A 26,821-nucleotide genomic window follows, 5' to 3' on the forward strand; every position below is an offset into this window, starting at 1 on the left:
TCTCGCCGCTCTCAGAGCCGCTCCCCGCCGACCCACACCGTCCGCACCAGCGGCACGCCGGGTCGGTAGGCCAGGTGCACGCGCGTGGGGGCGTCGAGCAGCACGAGGTCCGCTCGCATGCCCGGAGCGATCCCGCCGACGTCGTCGCGGCGCAGCGCCCGCGCACCGCCGGCGGTCGCCGCCCACACGGCCTCGGCCGGCGTCATGCCCATCTCGCGGACGGCGAGCGCGACCATGAGCGGCATCGAACTGGTGAAGCTCGACCCCGGGTTGCAGTCGCTGGCCAGCGCGACCGTCACGCCCGCATCGATCAGGCGGCGAGCTTCGGGGTAGCGCTGGCGGGTCGAGAACTCGACGCCGGGCAGCAAGGTCGCCACGGTCCGCGAACCCGCGAGGGCCGCGACGTCCGCGTCGCTCAGGTAGGTGCAGTGGTCGACGGATGCCGCCTCCAGCGCCACCGCGAGGCGCACGCCCTCGCCCGGCCCGAGCTGGTTGCCGTGCACACGAGGCGCGAGTCCGTGGGCGATGCCCGCCACGAGGATGCGCTCGCTCTCGGCCGGAGTGAACGCACCACGCTCGCAGAACACGTCGATCCAGCGACTGTGCGCCGTGCAGGCACGGAGCATCTCGCCGCAGACGAGCTCGACGTACTCCTCGCGGCGATCGGCGTACTCGGCCGGCACGACGTGCGCCCCGAGGAACGTGACCTCGGTCGTGACCTCCGCCGCGAGCCGGGCGAGGCGTGCTTCGTCGGCCACCGTGAGCCCGTAACCGGTCTTGATCTCGAACGTCGTCGTTCCCTGCACGTGCAGCTCGTCGACGAATCCGGCGAGCCTCGCCCGCAATTCCTCGTCGCTCGCCTCGCGCGTCGCCGCCACGGTGCGCCGTATGCCACCGGCGGCATACGGCGTGCCCGTCATGCGCGCCTCGAACTCGTCGGCACGGTCTCCGCCGAAGACGAGATGCGTGTGGCTGTCGACGAACCCCGGGATCACCGCCCGCCCGCCCGCATCGACGACCTCGACCCCGCCTCCGCCGTCGCGATGGCGCGTGATGTCGTTCGGACGCTGAGACCGCAGCTGCTCTCCGGCACCGTGGCGCGTCGACGCCACGTCGCGGTCGGAGATGCGCGAAGCGGCGTCGGACGCGGCCCCGACCCACGCGATACGCGTGCCCTCGATCAGCACGGCGGCGTCCCGGAGCGTGCCGCAGGGATCACCGTTGCGGCCGACGTTGGTCGTCAGCTCGCCGATGTTCGTGATCAAGGTCGCGCCCACAGCATCCCTCTTCCCTCGCGAGACTTCACCGCTGTCACGGTTCCGGCGTCGAAACCTTGCACACGCGGAGTCGCGAGACGAGATCGCCGTCGCTACGCACCGAGCATCGGCACGTTCAGGCCGCGCTCGCGGGCGACCTCCTTCGCGCGATCGTAGCCCGCGTCGACGTGCCGCATGACCCCGGTGCCCGGATCGTTGGTGAGCACGCGCTCGAGCTTCTCCGCCGCCAGGGCAGTGCCGTCGGCCACCGTGACCTGTCCGGCATGGATGCTGCGGCCGATGCCGACGCCGCCCCCATGATGGATCGAGACCCATGCCGCTCCCGATGCCGTGTTGAGCAACGCGTTCAGCAACGGCCAGTCGGCGATCGCGTCAGACCCGTCGGCCATGGCCTCGGTCTCGCGGTACGGCGAGGCGACCGAGCCGGCGTCGAGGTGATCGCGGCCGATCACGATGGGGCCGGTGAGTTCACCCGAGGCCACCATCTCGTTGAACTTCAGGCCGGCGAGGTGGCGCTCCTTGTAGCCGAGCCAGCAGATGCGCGCGGGCAGTCCCTCGAAGTGCACGGCGTCACCGGCCTTCTCGAGCCAGCGCACCAGTCCGGCGTTGCCGGGGAACAGCTCCATCATGGCGCGGTCCGTCTTGCGGATGTCTTCGGGATCGCCCGACAGCGCCACCCAGCGGAACGGGCCGCGACCTTCGGCGAACTGCGGGCGGATGTACGCCGGCACGAAGCCCGGGAAGGCGAAGGCCCGCTCGAACCCGCCGAGCTGCGCCTCGGCGCGCAGCGAGTTGCCGTAGTCGAAGACCTCGGCTCCGGCATCCATGAACCCCACCATCGCCGCCACGTGCTTGGCCATGCTTCCGCGCGCGCGAGCCGTGAAGGCCTCGGGATCGCGGGATGCCTCGGCCTTCCAGTCCTCGAACGCGATGCCCGCGGGCAGATAGGCCAGCGGGTCGTGGGCGCTCGTCTGGTCGGTGACGATGTCGACCGCGACCTCGCCCGCGCGATGGCGGAGCAGGACGTCGCCGAAGACCTCAGCCGCGTTGCCCACGACACCCACCGACAGCGCTTCGCCGGCGTTCTTGGCCGCCACGACCCGGGCGACGGCGTCGTCGAGGTCGGTGGTGTACTCGTCGAGGTAGCCGTGCTCGACCCGGCGCTGGAGGCGGGACTCGTCGACATCGACGATGAGGACGGCCCCGCCGTTGAGCGTCACCGCGAGCGGCTGCGCCCCGCCCATGCCGCCGCAGCCGCCGGTGAGTGTCAGGGTGCCGGCCAGGCCGTCGCGGCCGAGGGAGCGGGCGACCGCGGCGAACGTCTCGTACGTGCCCTGCAGGATGCCCTGCGTGCCGATGTAGATCCACGAGCCCGCGGTCATCTGCCCGTACATCGTGAGGCCCAGGTGCTCGAGCCGGCGGAACTCGGGCCAGGTCGCCCAGTCCCCCACGAGGTTCGAGTTCGCGATGAGCACGCGCGGCGCCCACTCGTGCGTACGGAAGACGCCGACAGGCTTGCCCGACTGCACCAGGAGCGTCTCGTCGGGCTCGAGCTCGTCAAGGGTGCGGACGATCGCGTCGTACGCCTCCCAGCTGCGCGCGGCCTTGCCGGTGCCGCCGTACACGACGAGGTCCTCCGGGTGCTCGGCGACCTCCGGGTCGAGGTTGTTCATGAGCATGCGCTTGGCAGCCTCGGCGCCCCAGCTCTTCGCCGTGCGCTCGCCGCCGCGTGGCGCGCGAACGGTTCGCGAAGCACCGAGCGACGCGCTCCGGGTCGGGATGGTGTCGGTCATGAGGTCGATTCCACACGCCCGGCCGCGCCGCGGCAACGGCATTCGCCGCCGCGGCGTCTGAGATACCAGACATACGCCCCTGGCATTGCCTGGGCCCGACAGGGACTGGTCCAATGGCAGGCATGACCGCCGCATCGGCTCGCACCGACCGCGAACGCGGAGAGCAGCTACGCGCGATCCTCCGTGGAACCGGCGTCCCCTCGCAGCGGCTGCGCGACGACGGCCTGATCGAAGAGATCCCCGAGCTCGCCGCGCTCGCCCGCACACCGCAGGATCCGATGTGGCATCCCGAGGGCGACGTGCTCGTGCACTCCCTGTGGGCAGCCGATCTTGCCGCGCAGCATGCCGACGAGACGATGCCGCCCCCGCCGCAAGACGCGCGCGAGCTGCTCGTGCTCGCGGCGCTGTGGCACGACATCGGTAAGCCCGAGACGACCCAGCGACGCAACGGCCGCATCACGTCGTACGGCCACGCCGAACGAGGTGCCGAGATCGCCGTCGCTCTGGGGCGCAGGCTCGGGCTGCCCGTCCCGCTCGTGCGCGCAGCATCCGCCATCATCGCGACCCACATGGCGCACGTATCGGTGGCCGGCCGGCCGAGTCCGAAGGCGGTGAAGCGGCTGCGCGACCGTCTGCGTGCCGCCGGCACGTCGCTCGAGGACTGGGCTGTCGTGGTGCGCTGCGACGGCGACGCGCGCGGAGCCGCTGCTCGACCGGATGCGTCGATCCCGTGGTTGCGGGTCGCCGCGACGCTGCCGCCGCTGCTGGAATCTTGAACATATGTGTTCGGCTTGCTAACGTGACGCCCGCGCCCTAACTCGTACACTGCTGTTCGCAAACCGTGCGGGGCGCGGAAGGAGCGAAATCCATGAGTGACACCTCTGGCCGCATGGGCACGGGGCTGCCCGCCACGCCGCCGACCGGCATCCGGATTCGACGGGCGACCGAAGCGGATGCCGCGCTCGTCGACATACTCGTACGCGAGATCGCCGCGCACCAGGGCGATCACGTCCAGGCGACTGCCGCCGACTGGGGGTCTATGCTGACGCGCGACGATGTGTGCGTGCTGCTCGCCTTCGACGGCGAGCGGCCCGCCGGCTACGTCTCGACGCTTCGACGGTTCCACCTCTGGTCCGCGTCGGACCTCATCGCCCTGGACGACCTCTGGGTCCGGCCCGAGGCGCGCGACAAGGGCGTGGGCCGCGCGCTGATGCAGGCGGTCGCGGATCTCGCCGCACCCGAGCGACTTGCCATCGTGTGGGGTGCACGCGCCGACAACGAGGCCGCGCACCGGTTCTACCTGCGCCTCGGCGCCGCCATGACGACGAAGGAGATGTTCAGCTGGCGCCCGGCGTCATCGGGCGTCTGAATCCCGCTTGTTGAACACTCGTGTTCATGTTATCTTCATCCCGTACATAGTCGTTCGACTTATTCGAAGGGTGAAACGATGTCGACCTCTCCTCGTGAAACGCCCGTGGCGACCGAGCAGTACCGTCGTCGCTGGCAGATGCTGGCCTTCCTCGGGATCGCCCAGCTCATGCTGATCATCGACGTCACCGTGGTCGCGCTGGCGTTGCCGCAGATCGGCTCAGACCTCGAACTCTCCCGCAGCGCCCTGACCTGGGTCGTCAGCATCTACGCCCTCGTCTTCGGCGGCCTGATGCTGCTCGGCGGCAAGGCGGCCGACGTGTTCGGAAGCCGCAGGGTCGTCCTCATCGGGCTCGCCGTGTTCACGATCGCGTCGCTGCTGACGGGATTCGCGTCCGATCCGGTCACACTTCTCGTCGGTCGCGGGCTGCAGGGCCTGGGGGCAGCGGCGATGTCGCCCGCGGCGCTCTCGGTCATCGCGCGCACCTTCGCGGGCGCCGAGCTGGCGAAAGCGCTCGGCGTGTGGTCCGCGCTGGGCGGCGCCGGCGCGGCACTCGGCGTCCTGCTCGGCGGACTGTTGACATCAGGCCCCGGCTGGTCCTGGGTGTTCTGGGTCAACGTCCCCATAGGAGTCCTCCTCTTCGTCGCACTCCAGCGCACCGTGCCGAAGCTGTCGGGAGCGGGTGGCGCGCTCGATTGGCTCGGCGCCGGGCTCGTGACGCTCTCGACCGCGGCCGTGATCTACGGACTCGTGGCAGCCGGAGAGAGCGGCTGGCTCAGCCCTGTCGTGCTGCTGCCCATCCTCGCCGGCGCGATCGGGTACTCCCTCTTCGCGTGGCGACAGCGCGTGGCTCGCGCACCGCTGATCGACCTCAGCATGCTCACACGCCGCCCGGTCGTCGCCGGGCTCGGACTCATCTTCGTCGCGACGGCGCTGATGATCGCCGTCTTCTTCCTGGGCTCGTTCATCTTCCAGCGTGTGCACGGATTCTCAGCCCTCGACACCGGCCTGGTGTTCCTCCCCGTCGCCGTCGGCACGATCGCCGGCGCGCAGGTCGGCGGCCGGACGCTCCCCCGGTTCGGTCTGCGCACGATCGCCGTCACGGGCCTCGTCATCACGACCATCGGGCTGGCCGCGGCCGCGGCGATCGCCAGCATGACGGTCCTCGTCATCGCGATGAGCGTCGCGGCATTCGGGATCGGCATGGTGTTCGTCGCCGCCTCGACGAGCATGTTCACCGCTGTCGCACCGCATGAGGCGGGCGTCGGGTCGGGCGCGCTCAGCACGATGCACGAGTTCGGCGCCGCGACCGGCGTCTCGGCGGTGTCGAGCGTCGCCGCGGCCGCGCTCGTCGGCAGCGCCCTCACCGCGTACAACCTCGCACTGTGGTTCGGCGTCGTGGTGGCCGCGGTCGCTGCCGTCGTCGCGGTACTGGTGGTGCCGGGTCGCTCGCCGGCCCGGACGAGTTAACTCGCAGGCGCTGCGAGTGCCGCGAGCACCGTCTCGGTGACGAGTCGAGGGGCGTCGGCGGCCGTGATCTCGCCGCGGTGCACAGCACCGGACGCGGCGTGCAGCACGGCCTGGATCGTGGTGATCTGCCACTCCACCGGCATGTCAGCCCGGAACTCCCGCTCCTGCCTGCCGCGCCTGAGGAGCGCTCGCACGCGCTTCGCCGGCCCCTCGTGCGCGCGCCGCAGCTCGTCCGGCGGCAGCGCCTGGCCCGCGGCGACGACGATCGCGCCGAAGCGATGCGTGAGCAGCCAGGTCGCCTCGAGCAGCTTGGCCATCGCCTCGCGCGGATCGCCGCTCAGGTCCAGATCCCGCAGCGACTCCTCGGTCTGCGCGATCGCCCGCGTGGCGACCTCCGTGATCAGGGCCGTGCGCGAGTCGAAGTGCCCGTAGAGGGTCACCCTCCCGACGCCCGCAGCCTTCGCGATGTCCTGCACGCTCGCATCGGGATTCACTGCCAGCAGCGCGGTGGCCGCGTCGATGATGGACTCGATGTTGCGCCGGGCATCGGCACGCTTCGCCTGTGCGGTCACCGCAGCCATCGCCGCTCCTTCCCGTACAACTCTGTTCAGCTTAGCGGCTCGGTCTGCGGCGGCCAGGAATTCGGGCTCACGCGCGAGCGTGCGCAAGACCGGCATTCGCCACCGCACCGCTTGCCACGAGCGCGGCGACGGCCTCCATCTCGGGTGAGAGGAATCGGTCGGTCCCAGGCCCATCGACGCCGGCCGCGCGCACCAGACCGCGCACGGCAGCCGTCGCAGGCCCGGGCTGCAGCGGCGCTCGCAGATCGAGCGCGCGGGCGGCGGTCAGCACCTCGATGGCGAGCACGCGCGTGAGTCCGTCGAGCGCGCGGCGCAGCTTGCGCGCCGCTGCCCAGCCCATCGAGACGTGATCCTCCTGCATCGCAGACGACGGGATGGAGTCGACGGATGCGGGCACCGCGAGCCGCTTGAGCTCCGAGACGATCCCGGCCGCCGCGTACTGCGCGATCATCAGCCCGGAGTCCACACCCACTTCGTGTGCGAGGAACGGCGGCAGTCCGTTGCTGCGGGCGGGATCCAGTGCGCGGTCGGTGCGGCGCTCCGAGATCGAGGCGACATCGGCCACAGCGATCGCGAGGAAGTCCAGCACGTATGCCACGGGCGCGCCGTGGAAGTTGCCGTTGGACTGCACGCGGCCGTCGTCGGTGATCACGGGATTGTCGACGGCGGCGGCGAGCTCCCGCGACGCGATCAGACGCGCGTGCTCGACGGTGTCACGCGCCGCGCCATGCACCTGCGGCGAGCACCGCAGTGAATAGGCGTCCTGCACGCGCGTGCAGACGGACGGGTCGCGATGCGATGCGACGATGGGCGAATCGGCGAGCACGGCGCGCAGGTTCGCCGCCGACGCCGCCTGCCCGAGCTGGGGACGCAGCGCCTGCAGATCGGCGGCGAACACCGCGTCGGTGCCGAGCTGCGCCTCGACCGACATCCCGGCCGCGACATCAGCCGTATCGAGCAGCATCGACAGGTCGTCGATCGCGAGCAGCAGCATCCCGAGCATGCCGTCCGTGCCGTTGATGAGGGCGAGCCCCTCCTTCTCCCGCAGGACGAGAGGGGGGACGGTCCCCACGCCCCCTCCAGGCGCCGCTGGCGCGTCGCCCGGAGCCTCCGGGCGCGTGGGCCCAGCCGCGGCGAGGGCCTCCGCGGCAGGCACGAGGTCGCCCTCCGCTGTGCGGACCTCACCCTCGCCCATCGCGGCGAGCGCGACGTGCGACAGCGGGGCGAGGTCGCCCGAGCATCCCAGGGAGCCGTATTCGCGCACGATCGGCGTGATCCCCGCGTTGAGCATCGCCGCGTACGTCTGGACGACGACCGGACGCACTCCGGTATGACCGGTCGCCAGCGTCTGCAGCCGCAGCAGCATCAGCGCCCGCACGACCTCGCGCTCGACCTCGGGGCCGACGCCGGCGGCGTGCGAGCGGATCAGGCTGGCCTGCAGCTGCATACGCCGGTCGGGGGCGATGAAGGTCGTGGCCAGCGCGCCGAATCCTGTCGAGATGCCGTAGTGCGGCTCGGGGTCGTCGGCGAGCCCCTCGACCAGCGCGCGTGTCGTGGCGACGCGGGAGAGCGACTCCGGGGCGACCTCGACGCGAGCGCCGTGGCGCGCGACGGCGACGACGTCTTCGGGACGCAGCGGTGTCTCGCCGATCGTGACGACGGTACTCTCGCGGGTCTCGTGGGCAATGCTCATGCCTCGATTCCACACCGCATGACTTCCGCAGGACAGTGGGCCGTGGCATCCTGTGTCTGTCATGCCAGACGGATTCGCGACCGCCGGTCGCCCCCAGGTGCCCGCGGCGGATCAGACGCTGCGCATCCTGTCATTCCTCGCCCGCCAGCGCGGGCCGGTGCCGGCGCGCACGGTCGCCACGGCTCTCGGCATCCCACGCTCGAGCGTCTACCACCTGCTGGCCGCACTACAGGAGCATCAGTTCGTCGTCCACCTCCCGGAGGACCGGCGCTGGGGCCTCGGCATCGCGGCGTTCGAGCTCGCCAGCGGCTACGCCCGTCAGGAGCCCCTGGCGCGGCTCGGCGGTCCCGTGCTCGCCGAGCTCGTCGACCGCACGCACGAGAGCGCGCACCTCGCCGTGATGCACGGCCGCGACGTGCTCTACATCGTCGAGGAGCGGGCGGCACGGCGGCCGGCGCTCGTGACCGACGTCGGAGTTCGCCTGCCCGCGCATCTGACCGCCACCGGAAGGGCGATGCTCGCCGCCCTGCCGGCCGAGCAGGTGCGGGCGCTCTACCCGGATGCGGCGTCGTTCTCGGATCGCACCGGACAGGGCCCGCGGCGACCCCGCGAGCTCCGCGAGGTGCTGCGCGAGGTGCGTGCCCGCGGATACGCCACCGAGGATGGCGAGGTGACGCTGGGGCTCGCCTCTGTCGGTGTCGCCGTGCTCGACCACGTCGGCTGGCCGGTGGCGGCGATCGCCGTCACCTATCCGACCGAGGGCGACCGCGATCCTGTCGAGTTCGCCGGAGTGATCGGAGCCATGGCACGGGAGCTCGGGCGGCGTATGGGGGGACCGCGGAAGGTGGATCCGAAACTCTGAAAGACCCTTGCAGGAAGTCAGGTCACGACCTAATCTGAAATCCCCTTTCAGATTGGACGATCATGTCGCCGCGAGAGCTGAAGCGCACCATCACCGATCCGGCCGCCCTCGACGCGCTCGCCCACCCCGTCCGCCTCGACCTGCTCAGTTATCTGATGTCCCACGGCGCGGCAACCGCGTCCGAGTGCGCGAGAGCGGTCGACGACAACCCCTCGAACTGCAGCTACCACCTGCGTGTGCTCGCGCGACACGGGCTCGTCGAACCCGTCGAGTCCCCCGACGGCCGCGAACGGCCATGGCAGGCGACGGTGACCGGTCTGCATCTGGATCTCGAGTCGGACGACCCGTCCGTGGTGGCGAGCGGGACTGCGATGCTCGAAGCATCCCTGCAGCTGGACCACCAGCTCGCTCGCGAACACGTTCGGCATCGCGATCGGATCGAGGGCGCGTGGCGCGATGTCGACGCGCACGCGCGCTATGGGCTGCGCGTCAGTCCGGCCGAGCTGCGGTCCATCGTCGAGCGCATCGACGCCATCGTCCGCCCCTACATCGCCGCGACGCGCGACGATGACCCGGACGATGCCGACATCGCCCATCTCTCCGTCGTCGCGTTCCCGCGGCCCGCCTTCCGCGACGATCCGACGTGAGCTCGCCCTCCGCGTTCGCGATCCCGGCCTTTCGGCGGCTGTGGGCGGCCGGACTCATCTCCGACACCGGCGACTGGCTGCTGTTCATCGCGCTGCCCCTCGTCGTGTTCCAGCTGAGCGGCTCGGCGCTGGGCGCGTCGATCGCGTTCCTGCTGGAGCTGGCCCCGGCGGTTCTCCTCGCTCCGCTCGCCGCCCGGCTCACCAGCCGCTTCGACAGGCGGTGGATCATGGTCACCGTCAATGTCGGGCAGGCGCTCGCCCTTCTGCCGCTCCTCACGGTGCATGGTGCGACCGAGCTGCCGATCGCCTACGGGGTGATCGTGGTGCACGCCTCCCTGAGCACGCTGTTCGAACCTGCGAAGAACAGTCTGCTGCCGGACCTGGTCGCGAACGACCGCCTGGTCTCGGCGAACGCGCTGATCGGGCTGAACCAGAATCTCGGTCGCCTCATCGGCGGACCGATCGGGGGACTCCTCCTGATCGTGGGCGATCTACGTCTCATCGTCGCGGCCGACGCCGTGACCTACCTCATCTCCGCCGCGCTGATCTCGACGCTACCGGCGACCTCCACCGCCGCGGCGCGCGGGATCCCCGGAACGGACACCGAGGCCCGGCGGTCGATCGGACTGAGCGCGGCGCTGCGGATGCGCCGGCTGAGCGGTGCGTACGCCGTCATCTTCGTATCCAGCGTCGCACAGGGCATGTTCGTCGTGCTGTTCGTCCTGTTCGCCCTGGGCCCGCTGCGCGGATCGGATGCTGACGTCGGCCTGCTGCGAGGCATCCAGGCCAGCGGTGCGATCGTCGCCGGGATCGTCCTCGGCTTCCTTGCCCGAGGTGCGTCGCCGCGAGTACTCGCGGGGGCCAGCCTGCTCGTGTTCGGCGCGCTCTCCCTCGCGACATGGAACCTGCCGCCGATCACGACCGACCTGTGGCCGTACGTGCTTCTGTTCGCGGCCGTGGGCGCCCCTGGAGTGGTCATGCTCGCAGGGCTCATGAGCGTGCTCCAGGAACACTCCGAACCGCACCACCGGGGGGCGGTCTTCGCGGCGGTGGGGCTGGTCGCTGCGGTCGGCCAGGCCGGCGGAATCCTGCTCGGCGCTCTCTCCGACGGTCCGGTGGGGCTGATGCCGCTGCTGCAGGCACAGGGCTGCCTCTATCTGCTGAGCGGTGTGATCGCCTTGCGATGGCTCCCGCGAGCGGATCGGGACCGCACGCCCGCGGGGCCGGCGGGGGCGGCCACCCGCGGTCGCCGCGCTTGATCCGGTGGCGAGGAGAGCAGTTCGGGCGCGGGCGCGCAGCGCCTCGGGCGGCTCCCGTCGAAACCGCGGTCGCTACCGCAGGACCAGCCGAGGTTCGACGAGGACGTGGGCTTCTCCGGATGCCGTGATCCGTGGTGCGACGACGCTGCCGGTCGGTCCCATCAGCAGCTCGAGCACGCCGGACGCCACGCGCTCGGGGAGCTGTTCGACGCTGGACAGCCCGATCGCCTCGATGGCGGGCGTGTTGTCGAAGCCGATCACCGGAAGGTCGGGTCTGCCGGCCGACGCCGCCGCGAGATGCGCACCGATCGCGAGCGAGTCGCTCACGCACACGATCCCGTCGATGGGGGCACGGTCCTCCCAATCCTCTGCGAGGGCCGTCGCCACGACGCCGCGGGCGCGGCCGACGCTCTCTTCGGAGGTGAAACGCAGGGTACTCGCTCCGGCCGCCGCCATCGTCTCTCGCCAGCCGCGTTCGCGATCATCACCGGTCCCGGATCCGGCGGGCCAGCCGAGAAAGGCGATGCGCTCCCCCGCGTGGGCCAGCAGATGCTCGGTGGCAGCGCGCGTGCCGGCGGCGCCGTCAACGTCCACCCAGAGGTGCGCGGGTGAGGCGACGTCGTCCTCTCCCCACGGCCGGCCGAACGAGACGAACGGAACGGCGTTGTCCGCCAGCCAGCGCGTGCGCGGATCGCCGTGGAAGGTTCCGGTGATGACGACGGCGTCGACTTCGCCGCTCTCGGTGAGCTCTCGCATCCGGTCGATCTCGTCGATGGGCGTGCGCGCCGCGTAGAGCTGGATGCGCATCCCGCGGTCACCGGCACGCTCGGTGAGGGCGTGCACGAAGCGGTCCAGGACGACTCCCGAGATCCCGCCCGCGTAGGGATCGAGATGGATGCCGATCGTCGAGCTGCGTCGAGTGCGCAACCTTCGGGCCGCCGCGTGAGGGCGATAGCCGAGCTCGGCGATCGCGCCCTGCACCCGCTCGCGGGTCGCTTCGCGCACGATCTCGGGCGTGTTGAGCACATTCGACACGGTCTGGCGCGAGACGCCGGCGGCGCGTGCGACGTCTTCGACGGTGGGCGGCTTCGCCATGTTCGACCTTTCGCGCCGGGAATGAGATCGTTCAAATCGTTATCCTATGACCCGCCCACGGCCCTTGACAGCGCGCCGATCACCTTCCTAACGTGAGGGTGGCAACAGATTTTGATCGTTCCAATTCCAGCGATCGATCCGTCACGACTCATCGAAGGAGAGAGACTCATGACACGGCACACCACGCGCGCCCTCCTCGGCACGGGCGCCCTCCTGCTCACCGGAGCACTCGCGCTGACCGCCTGCGGCTCCGGCTTCACCGACGACACGGCCGGCGGCGGCGATGGCGAGCTGACCTCCAGCGACGACGCGCTGTCGGTCCTCATCGGCTCCTCCGGCGAGGCCGAGACGGCGGCCGTCGAAGAGGCGGTGGCCGCCTGGTCCGAAGAGTCCGGCATCGACGCCGAGGTGCAGGTCGCCAATGACCTGCCCCAGCAGCTGTCGCAGGGGTTCGCTGCCGGGTCTCCGCCCGACGTGTTCTATCTCGCCACCGAGGCGCTCGCCGGCTATGCCGGCAACGGCTCGATCCTCCCCTACGGCGACCTGCTCGAGAACAAGGACGACTTCTATCCGTCGCTCGTGGAGAACTTCACCTTCGAGGACGAGTTCTACTGCGCACCGAAGGACTTCTCGACCTTGCAGCTCATCATCAACAAGGGACTGTGGGATGCCGCGGGCCTGACCGATGCCGACATCCCGACGACCTGGGACCAGCTGGCCGAGGTCGCCGCGACGCTCACCACAGGCGGCGTCACCGGGCTGGCATTCGGACCGGAGTACCAGCGCATCGGCGCGTTCATGGCGCAGGCGGGCGGGCAGCTCGTCAGCGACGACGGCACACAGGCAGTCGCGAACAGCCCCGAGAACGTCGAGGCCCTCACCTACGTGCAGGAGCAGATGAACGCCGGGAGCTTCGCATACTCCTCCGACCTCGACGCCGGCTGGGGTGGCGAGGCGTTCGGCAAGCAGTTGTCCGCCATGACCATCGAGGGCAACTGGATCACCGGCGCCATGACGAACGACTTCCCGGATGTGGAGTACGTCGTCGCCGAACTGCCCGAGGGGCCGGCCGGTCAGGGCACGATGCAATTCACAAACTGCTGGGGCATGGCGGCGGACAGCCCGAATCAGCAGGGTGCGCTCGAGCTCATCGAATACCTGACGAGTGCCGAGCAGCAGCTCGCGTTCTCGGAGGCGTTCGGCCCCATGCCGTCCGTCGAGTCCGCCGCCGAGCAGTGGACGAGCGACAATCCCGAGCTCGCGCCGTTCCTCGCCGGCGCGGACTACGCGCAGGGCGTTCCGACGAACGACGGCATCGCGGCCGTGATCACGGACTTCAACGCCTCACTCGAAGGTCTGAAGACGGGCGATCCGCAGCAGATCCTCGACACCGTCCAGAGCAACGTCGAAGCGGTCGTGGGCTGATCCCATGGCCTCGGCCGTATCGGCGCCTTCCCGCGCCCGGAGGCCCCGCTCGGGCATCCGGGGCGGGGAGGCGCTCGCCGGATGGCTGTTCACCACCCCGGTGATCGTCATCCTGGGAGTGTTCCTCCTCGTCCCGGTCCTGATGGCGCTGTGGGTGAGCTTCTCCGATTGGTCCGGGCGCGGCAGCCCGCTGTCGGGCAACGTCGGGTTCGTCGGGCTCGAGAACTACGCGGCCATCACGGTCGACGGCGGACTGCCCACACGGGACTTCGGCACCGCACTGCGCAACAACGCGTGGTACGTGGTACTGGTCGTACCCCTTCAGACCGCGCTGTCGCTCTTTCTCGCTGTTCTCGTGAACCGGGCGATCCTGCGCGGGCGAGGGATCTTCCGCACCGCGTTCTACTTCCCTTCGGTGACCGCATCCGTCGCGATCACCGTGCTGTGGCTGTTCCTCTTCTCAGCCTCCGGCGTCGTCAACGAGATCCTGTCGTGGGTCGGCATCAATGGGCCCAACTGGTTCCAGGACCCGAGCGGCATCCTCCACAACGCCCTCGGCGCGGTCGGCGTGACATCCGGCCCCGCTTTCCTGACGGAGAACGACTTCCTCGGCCTGTCGTGGTGGAACTGGCTCGCGGGGCCCTCCGTCGCCATGACCGCGTTCATCTTCATGGCCGTCTTCACCACGAGCGGCACGTTCATGCTCCTCTTCATCGCCGCGCTGCAGAACATCGGCGGCGACATCCAGGAGGCTGCGATGATGGACGGCGCGAACGCCTGGAAGCGGTTCTGGCGCGTGACGCTGCCGCAGCTGCGGCCGACCCTGTTCACTGTGCTCACGCTCGGCCTGATCGGCTGCTGGCAGGTGTTCGACCAGATCTACACCGGCACGCAGGGCGGACCGGGCAAGACGACGCTCACGCCCGCCTACCTCTCCTACTCGGCGGCCTTCCTCGATCAGGACTGGGGACAGGGAGCGGCGATCGCGTTCATCCTCTTCGGCATCATCGTGTTGTTCACCATCCTTCAGCGATGGGTGCTGCGCGAGCGTCCCGTATCCAAGCGGCGAGCGCGCCAGTATCAGCCAAGGCGCCCGGCACCCGCTCAAGGAGGTGATCCGCGGTGACCGGCACGACCGTGACCGAGACGGATGTGCTCATCCGCCAGCGTCAGCCGGCGCCTGCGGCGCGGCCACTGCGCCGGTTCCGCGCGAGCGTCGGGTGGCAGATCGCTCTCTATGCGCTGCTGATCGCACTGGCCATCGTCTACATCTATCCGTTCCTGGTGCAGGTCTCGACCTCGTTCAAGACGGATGCCGAGGCTGCGGTCAACCCCGTCTCGCTGATTCCGCAGACCTGGTCGACCGCGGCGTACGAGCAGCTCTTCCTGCGCAGCGATTTTCCGGTGTGGTTCGCCAACTCCGCGATCGTCACCGTCTTCGTGACGCTCGGTCGCGTGTTCTTCTGCTCGCTCGCCGGCTACGCGCTCGCTCGGCTGCACTTCCGGGGCCGCGGCGTCGTCTTCGCCGCCGTGGTCGCGGTCATGGCGGTGCCGACGGTCGTGCTGCTCATCCCGAAGTTCCTCGTCATCAACCAGCTGGGAATCTACGACACGTATGCCGGCATGATCCTGCCGCTGCTCGTCGATGCGGCGGGGGTGTTCATCATGAAGAACTTCTTCGAATCGATCCCCGTCTCCGTCGAGGAGCAGGCGCGCATCGACGGAGCGGGGACCTTCCGGGTGTTCTGGTCGGTCGTGCTTCCCATGGCGCGTCCGGCGCTGATCACGATCGTGATCCTGTCGTTCCAGGGATCGTGGAACGAGCTGTCGCACTTCATCGTGTCGACGCAGTCGCCCGCGCTGACCACGCTGACCAAGGGCGTGGCGTCGCTCGCCTCCGGCCAGCTGAGTCAGGGGACGCAGTACCCCCTGAAGCTCGCCGCCGCGCTCATCATGACGATCCCGGTCGCCGTGATGTTCTTCATCTTCCAGCGGCGCATCTTGAACGCCAGCGAAGGAGCCGTCAAGGAATGAACTCCCCCACGTCGAGCACACCGTCACTGCAGCCGTTGCTGAGCGACGCGGTGATCGCCTTCCGCGCGCCGACGCAAGTGTGGTCGGCTCGCGACGGAGAGATCGGCGCGGCGTCGATCGACGGCATCTACCACGGCGACGTGCGGCACGTGCGGGCGCAGCGGCTGACGTGCGACGGGTCTGCGATCGAGTGGATAGCGACCGCGGCGCACGGCGCCGACCGCGTGGTCTTCGAAGGTCTGCTCCGCGGCCTGGACGACGCGTGGCCGGATCCCAAGGTGCGTCTGGCGCGCGATCGTCGCGTCGCGCCGGGGCGCGTCGTCGAATCCGTGACGGTGAGCTCGCATCTCGGCGAATCCATCCGCACCGCGCTCACGCTGCGCCTGGAACCGGATTTCGCATGGCTGCACGAGGTGAAGTCCGGCGGCGCGCAACCTCGTGCCGCCCTTCTGGAGGTGAGGGTCCGCGCGGCCACGGCGTCCGCCGGGGACCAGCGGTTCGTGCTCCGAGCGCCGGGCTCGACGGTTCGCGACGAGGCGGGCGCCCTCATCGCGGAGTGGGACCTCACTGTTCCCGCACGGGGGTCCGTGACGGTGAGCTGGCAGATCGACCTTCACGACGACGCCCTGGTCGTGCGCGCTCCCAGGTCGCGGGCCTCATGGGACGCGACCGCTGTCGCCGCGGCGGCACGCACGTCCGACCCTCGGCTGGGCAGCTGGCTCGAGGTCGCGCTCGACGACCTGGACGCACTGCGGCTCGCGCTGCCCGACAGGCCTGACGACGAGTTCTTCGCCGCCGGCGCCCCGTGGTTCTTCACGCTGTTCGGCCGGGACTCGCTGTGGGCCGCTCGGCTCGCGCTGCCGCTCGATGTGCGGATGGCGGCATCCACTCTCCGCGTTCTCGCGAGGCTGCAGGGCACCGCCGACGATGTCGACACGGCGCAGGAGCCCGGAAAGGTCCTCCACGAACTGCGGGCGACGAGTCTCGAGCTGCCGGGTGAGGGGATCTCGTTGCCTCCTCGGTATTACGGCAGCGTGGACGCGACCCCGCTGTGGGTGTGTCTGCTCGCCGACGCATGGCGAGCCGGTATGCCCGAGGCCGAGGTGCGTGAGCTGCTGCCGGCGCTGGGTCGTGCGCTGGACTGGATCCTCGAGCACGGCGACAGCGACGGTGACGGGTTCCTCGACTACGTGGATCGCACGGGCCGAGGTCTGGCCAATCAGGGCTGGAAGGACTCGGGCGACTCGATCCAGTGGCGCGACGGGTCGCTCGCCGAGGGACCGATCGCGCTGTGCGAGGTGCAGGCCTACGCGTACGAGGCGGTGCGCGCCGGTGCCGACCTCCTCGAGGCGTTCGCTGCGGACGCCCGGGCGATCGCCGCTCCCGATCCCGGCGCGCTGCGCACCTGGGCGGCGGATCTCCGAGCCCGGTTCGCGGAGTCGTTCTGGGTCGAGACGCCCGAAGGGCGCTACCCCGCGATCGCCCTCGATCGGCACAAGCGTCCGGTCGACACCCTGACCAGCAACATAGGGCACCTGCTCGGAACCGGCCTGCTCGACCCGGACGAAGAGGCGCACGTGGCTGCTCTCCTTGCCGGCACCACGATGTCGAGCGGGTTCGGTATCCGCACCATGTCGACGCAGGCTGACGGGTACTGGCCGCTGTCGTACCACGGTGGCAGTGTCTGGACCCACGACACCGCGATCTGCGCGCACGGCATGGCGCGCGCCGGTCTGCTCGCGCCGGCGCGGGCGGTGGTCGAAGGACTGCTCGCCGCCGCCGAAGGTTTCGACTACCGCGTCCCCGAGCTCCATGCCGGCGACTCCGCCTCGGCGACGCCGACGCCGATCCCCTACCCGGCGGCGTGCCGGCCACAGGCCTGGTCTGCCGCAGCCGCCATCACGTGCCGCGAGATCCTGAGCCGGAGCGCTGAGTAGCGCGGCCGCGCCGCGCCTCAGTCGACCTTCGCGACCGTCCCGCCGGTGAGGCGCACGAGTTCGTCATAGGTCAGCGGGAACACTGTGTGCGGCGTGCCGCCGGCCGCCCAGATCTCGGCGTAGCGCGCGAGGTCCTCGTCCACGATGGTCGTGAGGGGAGCCGGATGCCCCGTCGGGGCGACGCCGCCGATGGCCTGACCGGTGGCATCCCGCACCTGCTCCGGCGTCGCACGCGTGATCTTCGTGCGGCCGAGACGCTCCGCCAGCGCTGCGGTGTCGACGCGGTGCGCGCCGCTGGTCATCACCAGCAGCGGCTCGCCGTCGCTCCAGAAGACGAGGCTGTTCGCGATGGCGCCGACCTCGACCCCGAGCGCCGCCGCAGCGAGCGCAGCGGTGGCCGCGGCATCCGGAAGCACCACGATGTCGCCGGCGATGCCGGAGGCACGCAGGGCGTCGTGGACGAGCCGGCTGCGGGTGGGGAGGTCGACGGGGGCAGGCGTTTCGGTCACGGCTCCACCCTACGAGTGAGCGGTCAGACCGCGCGCGAGGATCTCGCCGTGCGGCATCAGCAGCCATCCGTCCTCGGATGCCGCCCATTCGCGCCAGCCGTCCGAGATGCGCTGCAGCAGCGCGTCGTCGGCGCCCGTCGCGCGCGCGGCGTCCGCGAAGGCCGACTGCCACACACGGTCGGCCCACATGCCGCCCCACCAGGCCCGGTCGGCCTCGTCCTCGAAGAGCCACGTCGACGCGGTGGCGCGGACATCGGCGAAGCCCGCTTCCCGCGCCCACGCCTTCAGCCGGCGCCCGGCGTTGGGGTCGCCGGCGACGCTGCGGTGCGTCGCGACGTACAACTCGAGCCACTCGTCCAGCGCGGGGATCAGCGGGTACCAGATCACGCCGAGGTAGTCCACGTCGCGCGCCGCGACCACCCCATCGGGTCCGGCGACCCGGCCGATTTCGCGGAGCATGTCGACGGGCCGCTCCACGTGCTGCAGCACCTGGTGCGCGTGCACGACATCGAACTCCCCCGCCGCGTACGGCAGGGCATAGGCGTCGCCCACCTCGAACGAGAGGCCCGCCGCCTGGTGGTCGGCCGCGGCCTGCGCGACGACGTCGGCCGAGGCATCCGTTCCCACCACGCGGCCGGGCGCGACCCGAGCCGCGAGATCCGCGGTGATCGTGCCCGGACCGCTGCCCACGTCGAGGATCGACATCCCGGGCTTCAGGTGCGACAGCAGGTACGCGGCGGAGTTCTCGGCAGTGCGCCACCGGTGCGAGCGCAGGACGCTCTCGTGGTGGCCGTGGGTGTAGGCGTCGGGCATCCGTCGATGCTACCGAGCATTCGCACTCTGACGATTCCGCACGGCCAGAGCGTCGGATCGTGACGCAATGTGCGTAATCGTCGCGGTGACGGTTGAACAATTCGTCGCGACGGTGTGCAATGGAGACGGATGCCGCAAAGCCGCGGCGTCCGCAGCGCACTGCCCACGAGGCCCGCCGAAGGAAGACCCGCGATGATGCACACCCTGCCCCTGCCCGACTTCACCCACGAACGCGTGGAGGTGATCATCGGACGACGCAGCGGCCTGTTCATCGCCGTCGCGCTGCATTCGTCCGTGCTCGGCTCCGCACTCGGCGGTGCGCGCCTGTGGACCTACCCGCACTGGAGCGACGCGCTCGGCGACGCACTGCGCCTCTCGGCCGCGATGACGCTCAAGAATGCGGCAGCTGGACTCGATGCGGGCGGCGGCAAGTCCGTGATCGCCCTGCCCGAGGGGACGATGCTCGACGCCGAGCGCCGCCGCGCGGCGTTCCTCGACCTGGGCGACGCGGTCGAATCTCTCCACGGCCTGTACCGCACCGCCGAAGACGTCGGCTCGACCACGGACGACATGCTCGTCGTCAGTGAGCGCACCGAGCACGTCGTCGGCCTGCCCGACACGGTCGGCGGCTCCGGCGAGCCCGCCGGACCGACCAGCCTCGGCGTCTACGAGTCGCTGCGTGCGACCCTCGAGCGCGTCACCGGCTCGTCCGATGTGGCCGGGCGTCGCGTCACGATCTCGGGGCTCGGCCAGGTCGGCAGCCGACTGGCCGTCCGCCTGTCCGCCGAGGGGGCCACGCTCACCGTGACCGACGTCAACCCCGCCAAACGAGACCTCGCGCGCGAGCTCGGGGCCGAATGGGCGACGCCGGGCGAAGAGCACCTCGTGCCGGCGGACGTGTTCGTCCCCGCGGGGATCGGCGGCCTGCTGACCGACGACGTCATCGACGCACTCGACGCGAAGGCCGTGTGCGGCCCCGCGAACAACCCCCTCGCCGAGCGCGCCGGTGCCGAGCGGCTGGCCCAGCGCGGCATCCTGTACGCCCCCGATTTCGTCGTGAACGCCGGGGGCGTGATCTACCTCGACCTCGAGGCGAAGAAGCTCGGCACGCGCAGCGAGATCATGGAGCGGGTCGCGCACATCGGCGACACCGTGCGCCGCGTCTTCGACGAGGCGGCGTCGCGCGGCGTGACTCCGCTCGAAGCCGCCGAGGGTCTGGCCGCCGAGCGGCTCGCGGCCGGCAACCGCCAGTCGGCACTGGTGCACGGAGTCGCCTGACCCGACCTCACGCGGGGTGCGGTCCAGGTTCAGCAGGGTACGGATGCCGCAAACCTGCCGAACCTGGACCGCACGATCCCGGCCGACCACTAGGTTGGCGCCATGGACGGCATCTGGCTCGCAGCGCTGAGCGGGTTGATCGGCGGGGGCACGCTGCTGGTCGGGGCCGCCGTCGCATGGTTCGTCGACATCCCGCAGCGCCTGGTGGCGGGCATCATGGCGCTGGGTGCCGGGGTGCTCATCTCGACTCTGGCGTTCGAGCTCGTCGAGGAGGCCGCCGCGGACGGCGGCCTGGTGCCGACGACGGTCGGGTTCCTCGCGGGCGCGGTGCTCTACATCGTCGCGGACTGGCTCGTGTCGCGTCCGACGCAGCGGCCTGCCGATCCGCCGGCGAACATCGTCGCCCGCCGCGCCGGCGCCAAGCTCGCAGGCGGCACCGGCGTGGCGATCGCGATCGGCGCCCTCATCGACGGCATCCCCGAGTCGATCGTGATGGGACTCTCAGTGCTCCAAGGCGGCATCAGCATCCCGATCGTGGCGGCCATCGCGATCAGCAACTTTCCCGAAGGGCTCGGTTCGACGGCCGCGCTCAAGCGGAGCGGCTCGGGCGGCAGGTCGGTCGCGCTGCTGTGGACGGGGATCGCGCTGGTGACGGTCGTCGCCGCCGTGCTGGGCTTCGTGGCGTTGCAGGCCGCGCCCGCCAACCTCATCGCGCTCATCACCACGATCGCGGCCGGCGGTCTGCTCGCGATGGTCTGCAACACGATGATCCCCGAGGCGTTCGACGAGCAGCACGCGCTCACCGGCCTGTGGGCGACGTTCGGGTTCCTCGGCGCGTTCCTGTTGCACGAGCTCGCCGGCTGACGGATGCCGCCTAGAGCGGGCCGTCGGGTCCGTACGAGCGACTGACGGTCGCGACGCGGACCTGGTAATCCTCGTACCAGACAGCGCGACCGCGTTCCTGGGCGATGAGGTGCTCGGTCACTTGCTTCCACGCTGCGGCCGAGGAGTCATCCGCCCAGTACGAGACCGTGATCCCCAGCCCCTCGCGCGCAGACTCGACGCCGAGGAAGCCGGGCTGCTGCGCGGCGAGATCGACCATCCGCTGCGACATCACGCCGTAGCCGTTCTCCCCGTCCGTGCGAAGTGACGTGAAGATGACGGCGGTGTAGGGCGGTTCGGGCGTCTGCGCGATCGACATGATCACATCCTGACATCGTCGAGAGTCCGGGATGCCGGGGCCATCGACCGCCACGATCGCCCGAGTCGCCCGATCACGCCCCGGGGACGGCGACTCGTCCGCGGCGTCGCCCGCGGACTACGCGGTCGCCGACCAGGGGTCGTCGTCGAGAGCGGCGGCGCCACCGGCGGCCGATTCGACGTTGATTGCGAGCCCGTGCAGCAACTCGAGCGCTGCGCGCGCCTCAGCGATCCGCCCCTCGACTGCGAGCTCCCGGATTCTCACGGACGGGCGGTGCAGCAGCACGCCGGCCAAGTGCCGCAGCGCGGCCTCGGTCTCGTCACCGGCGCCGCGGGCGCGGGCCCGGGCGATCTCGTCCTCGACGAGCGCGAGAACGTCGCTGCGCAGCGCAGTGATGGCGGGCCCGGCGAGTCGGTCCGCGTGGAACTCGGTCGCGGCATCCCCCACGATCGCCCGCGCGTCGGCGTGCGCGCTGAACTCGGCGAGCGGCGCGTGCAGCCGGATGGTCTCGAGGTCGAGCAGCTCTACCCCGGTCACACCGCCCACGTCGGGGGCGACGTTGCGCGGCAACCCCAGGTCGATGACCAGCACGCGGTGTCCCGGTGTGAACGCCTCGGCGTGCACCACGGCGTCGGCCGTGCAGGTGATCACGACGTCGGCCTCGGCCGCCGCCGCGCGGAAGTCCGTGACGGGCACGAGCGAGTGCTTGACGGCGAACGCCTCGGCGCGACCCGACGGCGAGAAGACGTGGATGTCGCCGGCACCGCGGGCGCGCAGCGCGTCGACGGTGCGCGCGGCGTACCGCCCGGTGCCCACGACGACCACGCGTGCGGCAGCCCAGTCGGCGACGCGGCTGGATGCCAGTTCGAGGGCGAGGCGGACGAGCGAACGATGCGCGCCGCGCAGCCGCGTGCGATTGCGCACGCCACGGCTGGTGTGCGTCGCCCGCTGGAACAGGCGCTCGAGCTCGCCGCTGGTCAGGCCGTCGGCCCGCGCGGCGTCGAGTGCACGGCGCACCTGGCCCGAGATCTCGTCCTCGCCGACGACCATCGACTCCAGCCCGCTCGTCACCGCGAAGAGGTGGGCTGCGGCATCCGCTCCCTGGTGCACGGCGACGGAAGACCGCAGGTGGTCGACGGGAATTCCGGATGCCCCGGCCAGCGCGTCGACGACGGATTCGACCGCGACGGCCTCGCCGCCGGTGAGCGGCTCGTCGATGTCGAGGTATGCCTCGAACCGGTTGCAGGTGGCTAGGACGACGGCGCCGGAGACGAAGATCTCGTCGTGCACGAGGGCGCGGGTGGCCGACGGTGCGCCCACGGAGAGACGCTCCAGGATGTCGAGGCTCGCGTTCCGGTGGTTCGCGGTCAGACAGAGGAGCACGCCCCCATCTTAAGGCACCGCTGCGGACACCGGCTGCGATGGGGGTCCCACAGAGCGGGAGCCTAAGGTGGAAGGCGTGCCGCTCGACTCCTCCCACCCGATGCTCGCTGAGGGCTACACGCCTCCGCCCCTCGTTCGCGCGTACCGCGGCGAGCGCCTCGAGACGCCCCCGGTGTGGTTCATGCGGCAGGCCGGGCGCTCACTGCCCGAGTACCGCGAGCTGCGGGTCGGCACCGACATGCTCGACGCCTGCCTGAACCCCGAGCTCGCCAGCGAGATCACCCTCCAGCCGGTGCGCCGGCACGCCGTGGACGCCGGCATCTTCTTCAGCGACATCGTCATTCCCGTCAAGGTGGCGGGCGTCGACGTGCGCATCGTCGCCGGTCGCGGACCGGTCCTCGAGCATCCCGTGCGGACGGCGGCGGATGTCGCGGCACTGCCGGTTCTCGATCCCGCAGCGCTCGCCCCGATCCGCGAGGCCGTCGCGCTCACCGTCGGCCAGCTCGGCACGACACCGCTCATCGGGTTCGCCGGGGCGCCGTACACGCTCGCGTCGTACCTGGTCGAGGGTGGCCCGTCGAAGGAGCAGCTCAAGACACGCGCGCTCATGCACTCCGACCCCGAGACGTGGAGGGCACTGCTGTCGTGGTGCGCCGGGATCACAGGTGCGTTCCTCGCAGCCCAGGTCGAGTCGGGAGCTTCGGCGGGCCAGCTGTTCGACTCGTGGGCCGGCTCGCTCAGCCTGGCCGACTACACCGAGCACGTGGCACCGTTCTCGGTCCGCGCGCTCGAGCCGGTGCGCGAACTGGGCGTGCCGCTGATCCATTTCGGCGTCGGAACCGGCGAGCTCCTTGCGGCGATGCGCGACATCGGAGTGGATGCCGTCGGCGTGGACTGGCGTCTTCCCCTCGATGAGGCGGCGCGACGTCTCGGCGGCGACGTGACCCTGCAGGGCAACATCGACCCCGCTCTGCTGCACGCGCCTTGGCCCGTGCTCGAGGCGCACGTGCGCGACGTCATCGAACGCGGTCGGGCCGCCCGCGCGCACGTCGTCAACCTCGGCCACGGCGTCCCGCCCGACACCGACCCGGCCGTGCTGACGCGCATCGTGGAGTTCGTCCACCGAGATGCCTGAGTTCTCCGTGGTCGGCGGCGGTGTCGCCGGCCTGGTCACCGCGCGGCGGCTCGCCGCCTCGGGCGCCGCGGTCACGCTCTTCGAGGCATCCGATCGCCTGGGCGGCACGGTCGCGCGGCACGAGGTCGCGGGGATCACGCTGGATGCCGGAGCAGAGAGCTTCGCCATCCGCGGTGGCGCCGTCGATGCGCTGCTGACCGAGCTGGGCATGGCAGGTGACATCGTCGCTCCGGCGCCGGGTCCGGCGTGGCTGCAGCCGGCCGCCGGAGATGCGGTGCCGCTGCCGGCGACCGCCCTCCTCGGCATCCCGTCCGATCCGCTCGCCGACGACGTGGTGCGGGTCGTCGGGCGCGAAGCCGCCGAGCGTGCAGTCGCGCTCGACGCTGCGCCGGTCATCGCCGTACCGCCGACGCTGGGCGCGCTCGTGCGTGAGCGGCTCGGGAGCGACGTGCTCGATCGGCTCGTCGCGCCGGTGGTGCACGGCGTGCACTCGCAGCATCCCGACGACGTTCCTGTGGCCCGCGCGCATCCGGGTCTGACGGATGCCGTCATCGCGGCGGGCTCGCTCTGCGGTGCCGTCGCGCGGCTGCGTGCCGCTGCACCTCCCGGCTCGGCGGTCGCCGGCATCCGCGGTGGCATCCATCGGCTGGTCCCCACGCTGGCTGAGGATCTCGTGAACCTGGGTGGCGACATCCGCCTCGGCACGCGGATCGACGACCTCGAAGCCCTCGGCGGCACGGTGATCGTCGCCGGCCCCGGCATCGCCGCCCCGGCGGGACCCGGCCGCCGCATCGACCTCGTCACCCTGGTCGTGGAGCAGGACGAACTGGATGCCGCGCCTCGAGGCAGCGGGATGCTCGTGGCCCAGGGCGCACCGGTCGGCGCGCGTGCACTCACGCACGCGACCGCGAAGTGGGCCTGGCTGCGCGAAGCCGCCGCCGGACGCCACGTGCTGCGCCTGTCGTACGACGCGACCCCCGTCGAACCCGTCGCGTCGGCGCGCGCCGACGCCGAGACGATGCTCGGCGTGCGATTGCCGGCCGTGGTCGGTACGGCGGTGGTGTCGTGGACGCGGCCCGCTCCCACCGCGCCGCCCGCGGGCCTCGCCGTCGTCGGCGAGACCGTCGCCGGCTCGGGTCTGGCCGGCATCGTCGCCCACGCCGAGCGCACCGCGGCCCAGCTCCTCGCCCGCTGACCCCTTCGGTCGCCGCGGCCGCCCCGGTTGCGCGACCGCCGCGGTTGCCGGGAACAGGTGTTCTGCCGCACACAGGCCGGCTCCGCCCTGAACCGTCCTGCACTCGGAAGAGCACCTGTTGCGCGCAGCGGACGGCTGACCCCCCGGGCAGGACGCTCCCGCCAAGGTGGGAGGATGGATCTATGAGCGATTCCTCGGCCGCGAACCCGTCCGCAGACCAGGCGCCCACCGCCGAAGCCCTCGGATACACGCTGTGGGCCGTGTTCCGCCGCGATCCCGCCATGTCGGCCGGCGGACCCGCGCCGTCGGCGACCGGAGGCGACCTGGTCGCGGCAATCGAGTGGGTCGAGGCATCCGGCGTCGCCGTCCGCGGGATCTACGACGTCTCGGGCATGCGGGCCGACGCCGACATCATGGTGTGGCTGCACGGCACGATCGACGAGAACGGCGTCGGAACCGCCCCGGAGGTGCTGCAGGCGGCGTTGCGCAAGCTGCGCCGGACCGAGCCGCTCGCTTCACTGCTGCCGGTGTGGAACGCGATGGGCGTGCACCGCGACGCCGAGTTCACCTCGAGCCATCTGCCGGCCTTCATGCGCGGCAAGGAGCCCGAGACCTGGCTGACGGTGTATCCGTTCGTGCGGTCGTACGATTGGTACATCCTGCCCGACGACGAGCGGCGGCAGATGCTCGCCGACCACGGCCGCAAGGGCGCGCGGCACCGCAGCGTTCTGAGCAACACGGTGGCCTCGTTCGCTCTCGGCGACTACGAGTGGATCCTCGCTCTGGAAGCGCCCGAGCTGGTCGACCTGGTGGATCTCATGCGCGACCTGCGCCAGACCGAGGCGCGCCGCCATGTGCGCGAAGAGGTGCCCTTCTTCACCGGCCGCCGGATCCAGCTCGACCAGATCCCCGAGGTGCTGGCATGAGCGTGCTCCGCATCGGCACGCGCGGCAGCACGCTCGCGCTCACACAGACCGGCATGGTCGCCGACGACCTGGCCGACGCGACCGGGGCCACGACCGAGCTCGTCACGATCACGACCGACGGCGACCGCTCGAACGAGCCGCTCTCGCGCGCCGGCGGCACGGGCCTGTTCACCGGCGCCCTGCGCGACGCCCTCGTCGACGGGCGCTGCGACGTGGTCGTGCACTCGCTCAAGGACCTGCCGACCGCCCCGCACGACCAGCTCGTGGTCGCCGCGATCCCGGCGCGCGAGGATCCCCGCGACGCCCTGTGCGCGCGCGACGGTCTCACTCTCGACGCGCTTCCTGCGGGCGCCCGCGTCGGCACCGGGTCGCCGCGCCGCATGGCACAGCTTCGCCGGCGACGCCCCGACCTCGAGGTCGTCGACATCCGCGGCAACGTCGACACCCGTCTCGGCAAGGTCTCCAGCGGGGAGCTGGATGCCGTCATCCTCGCCGCCGCCGGGCTCAACCGCATCGGGCGTACCGACGTGATCACCGAGCTCCTCGACCCCGATACATGGCCGACGGCTCCGGGTCAGGGCGCCCTCGCCGTCGAGGTTCGTCGTGGTGAGGAGGATCTCGTCCAAGCCCTCGATCACCCCGAGACGCGCGCCGCCGTCGAGGCGGAGCGCGAGGTCCTCGCGCTGCTCGAGGCCGGATGCTCGGCGCCCGTGGGCGCCCGTGCCGTCGTGGACGCCGGCCTGCTGCTGCTCTCGGCCAGCGTCTACAGCCTCGACGGCGCGACGGCGCTCACCTCGTCCCACGCCACGCCCTGGCCCGACGATCAGGGCGATCCGTCGCGCGAGGTCGCGGCATCCGTCGCCCGTGAACTGCTCGGCGCAGGCGCCGCCGACCTGACCGGAGCCCGCCCATGAACAGTGCCTCTCCCGAGGGGGCCGG

25 protein-coding genes are annotated in these 26,821 nt (G+C 71.1%); 16 read left to right on the forward strand and 9 right to left on the reverse strand.

The genetic code is table 11. The annotated features are described in order from the left end of the window. Positions 1 to 11: 11 nt before the first annotated feature. On the reverse strand, positions 12 to 1,277 hold the full coding sequence (gene hutI, locus ACLKM7_RS00995) for an imidazolonepropionase (protein WP_436445145.1): 1,266 nt from the start codon (positions 1,275 to 1,277) through the stop codon (positions 12 to 14). Between the two features lie 92 nt (positions 1,278 to 1,369). Beyond that, on the reverse strand, positions 1,370 to 3,070 hold the full coding sequence (hutU, locus tag ACLKM7_RS01000) for a urocanate hydratase (protein ID WP_436445147.1): 1,701 nt from the start codon (positions 3,068 to 3,070) through the stop codon (positions 1,370 to 1,372). Positions 3,071 to 3,192: 122 nt separating this feature from the next. Here hutU and ACLKM7_RS01005 point away from each other — a divergent pair, with 122 nt between their 5' ends. The 3 genes from ACLKM7_RS01005 (at position 3,193) to ACLKM7_RS01015 (ending at position 5,909) form a co-directional block, all read left to right on the forward strand. After that, on the forward strand, positions 3,193 to 3,846 hold the full coding sequence (locus ACLKM7_RS01005; protein ID WP_436445148.1) for an HD domain-containing protein: 654 nt from the start codon (positions 3,193 to 3,195) through the stop codon (positions 3,844 to 3,846). A 92-nt stretch (positions 3,847 to 3,938) separates the two neighbouring features. Further along, the gene (locus ACLKM7_RS01010) at positions 3,939 to 4,439 is read left to right on the forward strand and encodes an N-acetyltransferase family protein (protein ID WP_436445149.1); all 501 of its coding nucleotides are present in this window, start codon (positions 3,939 to 3,941) and stop codon (positions 4,437 to 4,439) included. A gap of 78 nt (positions 4,440 to 4,517) precedes the next feature. After that, on the forward strand, positions 4,518 to 5,909 hold the full coding sequence (locus tag ACLKM7_RS01015; protein WP_436445150.1) for an MFS transporter: 1,392 nt from the start codon (positions 4,518 to 4,520) through the stop codon (positions 5,907 to 5,909). On the opposite strand, the gene ACLKM7_RS01020 is transcribed toward ACLKM7_RS01015, so the two are convergent. Beyond that, positions 5,906 to 6,490 (reverse strand): TetR/AcrR family transcriptional regulator, encoded by a 585-nt coding sequence (locus tag ACLKM7_RS01020; protein ID WP_436445151.1) that lies wholly within the window; start codon positions 6,488 to 6,490, stop codon positions 5,906 to 5,908. The two genes, ACLKM7_RS01015 and ACLKM7_RS01020, sit on opposite strands and share 4 nt — an antisense overlap. Positions 6,491 to 6,557: 67 nt before the next feature. Further along, the gene (hutH, locus tag ACLKM7_RS01025) at positions 6,558 to 8,183 is read right to left on the reverse strand and encodes a histidine ammonia-lyase (protein WP_436445152.1); all 1,626 of its coding nucleotides are present in this window, start codon (positions 8,181 to 8,183) and stop codon (positions 6,558 to 6,560) included. A 61-nt stretch (positions 8,184 to 8,244) separates the two neighbouring features. Between hutH and ACLKM7_RS01030 the strand changes: the two genes are divergently transcribed. The 3 genes from ACLKM7_RS01030 (at position 8,245) to ACLKM7_RS01040 (ending at position 10,951) form a co-directional block, all read left to right on the forward strand. Further along, the gene (locus tag ACLKM7_RS01030; RefSeq protein WP_436445153.1) at positions 8,245 to 9,045 is read left to right on the forward strand and encodes an IclR family transcriptional regulator; all 801 of its coding nucleotides are present in this window, start codon (positions 8,245 to 8,247) and stop codon (positions 9,043 to 9,045) included. A 62-nt stretch (positions 9,046 to 9,107) separates the two neighbouring features. After that, positions 9,108 to 9,692 carry a winged helix-turn-helix domain-containing protein gene (locus ACLKM7_RS01035; protein ID WP_436445154.1) on the forward strand — a complete coding sequence of 195 codons (585 nt, stop codon included), beginning with the start codon at positions 9,108 to 9,110 and terminating at the stop codon, positions 9,690 to 9,692. Continuing rightward, positions 9,689 to 10,951: an MFS transporter gene (locus ACLKM7_RS01040; RefSeq protein WP_436445155.1), complete on the forward strand. Its 1,263-nt coding sequence runs from the start codon at positions 9,689 to 9,691 to the stop codon at positions 10,949 to 10,951. The genes ACLKM7_RS01035 and ACLKM7_RS01040 overlap by 4 nt, the downstream gene beginning before the upstream one ends. A 72-nt stretch (positions 10,952 to 11,023) precedes the next feature. Here the strand turns inward: ACLKM7_RS01040 and ACLKM7_RS01045 are convergent, their stop codons facing one another. Continuing rightward, positions 11,024 to 12,046, reverse strand: a complete 1,023-nt coding sequence (locus ACLKM7_RS01045) for a LacI family DNA-binding transcriptional regulator (protein WP_436445156.1) — start codon at positions 12,044 to 12,046, stop codon at positions 11,024 to 11,026. 168 nt (positions 12,047 to 12,214) lie between these two features. Between ACLKM7_RS01045 and ACLKM7_RS01050 the strand changes: the two genes are divergently transcribed. The 4 genes from ACLKM7_RS01050 to ACLKM7_RS01065 all read left to right on the forward strand — a co-directional run bounded on the left by ACLKM7_RS01050 (position 12,215) and on the right by ACLKM7_RS01065 (position 17,442). Next, positions 12,215 to 13,471 (forward strand): sugar ABC transporter substrate-binding protein, encoded by a 1,257-nt coding sequence (locus tag ACLKM7_RS01050; RefSeq protein ID WP_436445158.1) that lies wholly within the window; start codon positions 12,215 to 12,217, stop codon positions 13,469 to 13,471. Between the two features lie 4 nt (positions 13,472 to 13,475). After that, positions 13,476 to 14,597 (forward strand): carbohydrate ABC transporter permease, encoded by a 1,122-nt coding sequence (locus tag ACLKM7_RS01055; RefSeq protein ID WP_436445159.1) that lies wholly within the window; start codon positions 13,476 to 13,478, stop codon positions 14,595 to 14,597. A gap of 68 nt (positions 14,598 to 14,665) precedes the next feature. Further along, entirely contained in the window at positions 14,666 to 15,505 is an 840-nt protein-coding gene (locus tag ACLKM7_RS01060) for a carbohydrate ABC transporter permease (protein ID WP_436445754.1), read from the forward strand. After that, a complete protein-coding gene (locus tag ACLKM7_RS01065) occupies positions 15,502 to 17,442 on the forward strand; it encodes a glycogen debranching N-terminal domain-containing protein (RefSeq protein WP_436445160.1) in 1,941 nt (646 codons plus the stop codon). The genes ACLKM7_RS01060 and ACLKM7_RS01065 overlap by 4 nt, the downstream gene beginning before the upstream one ends. Before the next feature lie 17 nt (positions 17,443 to 17,459). On the opposite strand, the gene ACLKM7_RS01070 is transcribed toward ACLKM7_RS01065, so the two are convergent. After that, positions 17,460 to 17,951, reverse strand: a complete 492-nt coding sequence (locus tag ACLKM7_RS01070; RefSeq protein WP_436445161.1) for a YbaK/EbsC family protein — start codon at positions 17,949 to 17,951, stop codon at positions 17,460 to 17,462. Positions 17,952 to 17,960: 9 nt separating this feature from the next. After that, complete coding sequence (locus tag ACLKM7_RS01075; RefSeq protein ID WP_436445162.1) at positions 17,961 to 18,764, reverse strand: methyltransferase domain-containing protein; 804 nt, start codon at positions 18,762 to 18,764, stop codon at positions 17,961 to 17,963. Between the two features lie 192 nt (positions 18,765 to 18,956). On the opposite strand from ACLKM7_RS01075, the gene ACLKM7_RS01080 reads away from it, so the two are divergent. Both ACLKM7_RS01080 and ACLKM7_RS01085 read left to right on the forward strand, forming a co-directional pair. Continuing rightward, entirely contained in the window at positions 18,957 to 20,042 is a 1,086-nt protein-coding gene (locus ACLKM7_RS01080; protein ID WP_436445163.1) for a Glu/Leu/Phe/Val dehydrogenase dimerization domain-containing protein, read from the forward strand. 102 nt (positions 20,043 to 20,144) lie between these two features. After that, a complete protein-coding gene (locus ACLKM7_RS01085; protein ID WP_436445164.1) occupies positions 20,145 to 20,906 on the forward strand; it encodes a ZIP family metal transporter in 762 nt (253 codons plus the stop codon). A 10-nt stretch (positions 20,907 to 20,916) separates the two neighbouring features. On the opposite strand, the gene ACLKM7_RS01090 is transcribed toward ACLKM7_RS01085, so the two are convergent. Further along, positions 20,917 to 21,243 carry an antibiotic biosynthesis monooxygenase family protein gene (locus ACLKM7_RS01090; protein WP_436445165.1) on the reverse strand — a complete coding sequence of 109 codons (327 nt, stop codon included), beginning with the start codon at positions 21,241 to 21,243 and terminating at the stop codon, positions 20,917 to 20,919. Positions 21,244 to 21,360: 117 nt separating this feature from the next. Beyond that, a complete protein-coding gene (locus ACLKM7_RS01095) occupies positions 21,361 to 22,626 on the reverse strand; it encodes a glutamyl-tRNA reductase (RefSeq protein ID WP_436445166.1) in 1,266 nt (421 codons plus the stop codon). Positions 22,627 to 22,702: 76 nt separating this feature from the next. Between ACLKM7_RS01095 and hemE the strand changes: the two genes are divergently transcribed. The 4 genes from hemE to hemC all read left to right on the forward strand — a co-directional run bounded on the left by hemE (position 22,703) and on the right by hemC (position 26,796). Continuing rightward, entirely contained in the window at positions 22,703 to 23,761 is a 1,059-nt protein-coding gene (gene hemE / locus ACLKM7_RS01100) for a uroporphyrinogen decarboxylase (RefSeq protein WP_436445167.1), read from the forward strand. Then, positions 23,754 to 24,956, forward strand: a complete 1,203-nt coding sequence (locus tag ACLKM7_RS01105; RefSeq protein ID WP_436445168.1) for a protoporphyrinogen/coproporphyrinogen oxidase — start codon at positions 23,754 to 23,756, stop codon at positions 24,954 to 24,956. Before hemE ends, ACLKM7_RS01105 begins: the two co-directional genes overlap by 8 nt. 182 nt (positions 24,957 to 25,138) lie before the next feature. Further along, positions 25,139 to 25,882 (forward strand): hydrogen peroxide-dependent heme synthase, encoded by a 744-nt coding sequence (hemQ, locus tag ACLKM7_RS01110; RefSeq protein WP_436445169.1) that lies wholly within the window; start codon positions 25,139 to 25,141, stop codon positions 25,880 to 25,882. After that, a complete protein-coding gene (gene hemC / locus ACLKM7_RS01115; RefSeq protein WP_436445170.1) occupies positions 25,879 to 26,796 on the forward strand; it encodes a hydroxymethylbilane synthase in 918 nt (305 codons plus the stop codon). The genes hemQ and hemC overlap by 4 nt, the downstream gene beginning before the upstream one ends. Positions 26,797 to 26,821 lie beyond the last annotated feature (25 nt).

Source organism: Microbacterium sp. I2 (assembly GCF_051364985.1).
Lineage (GTDB): Bacteria > Actinomycetota > Actinomycetes > Actinomycetales > Microbacteriaceae > Microbacterium.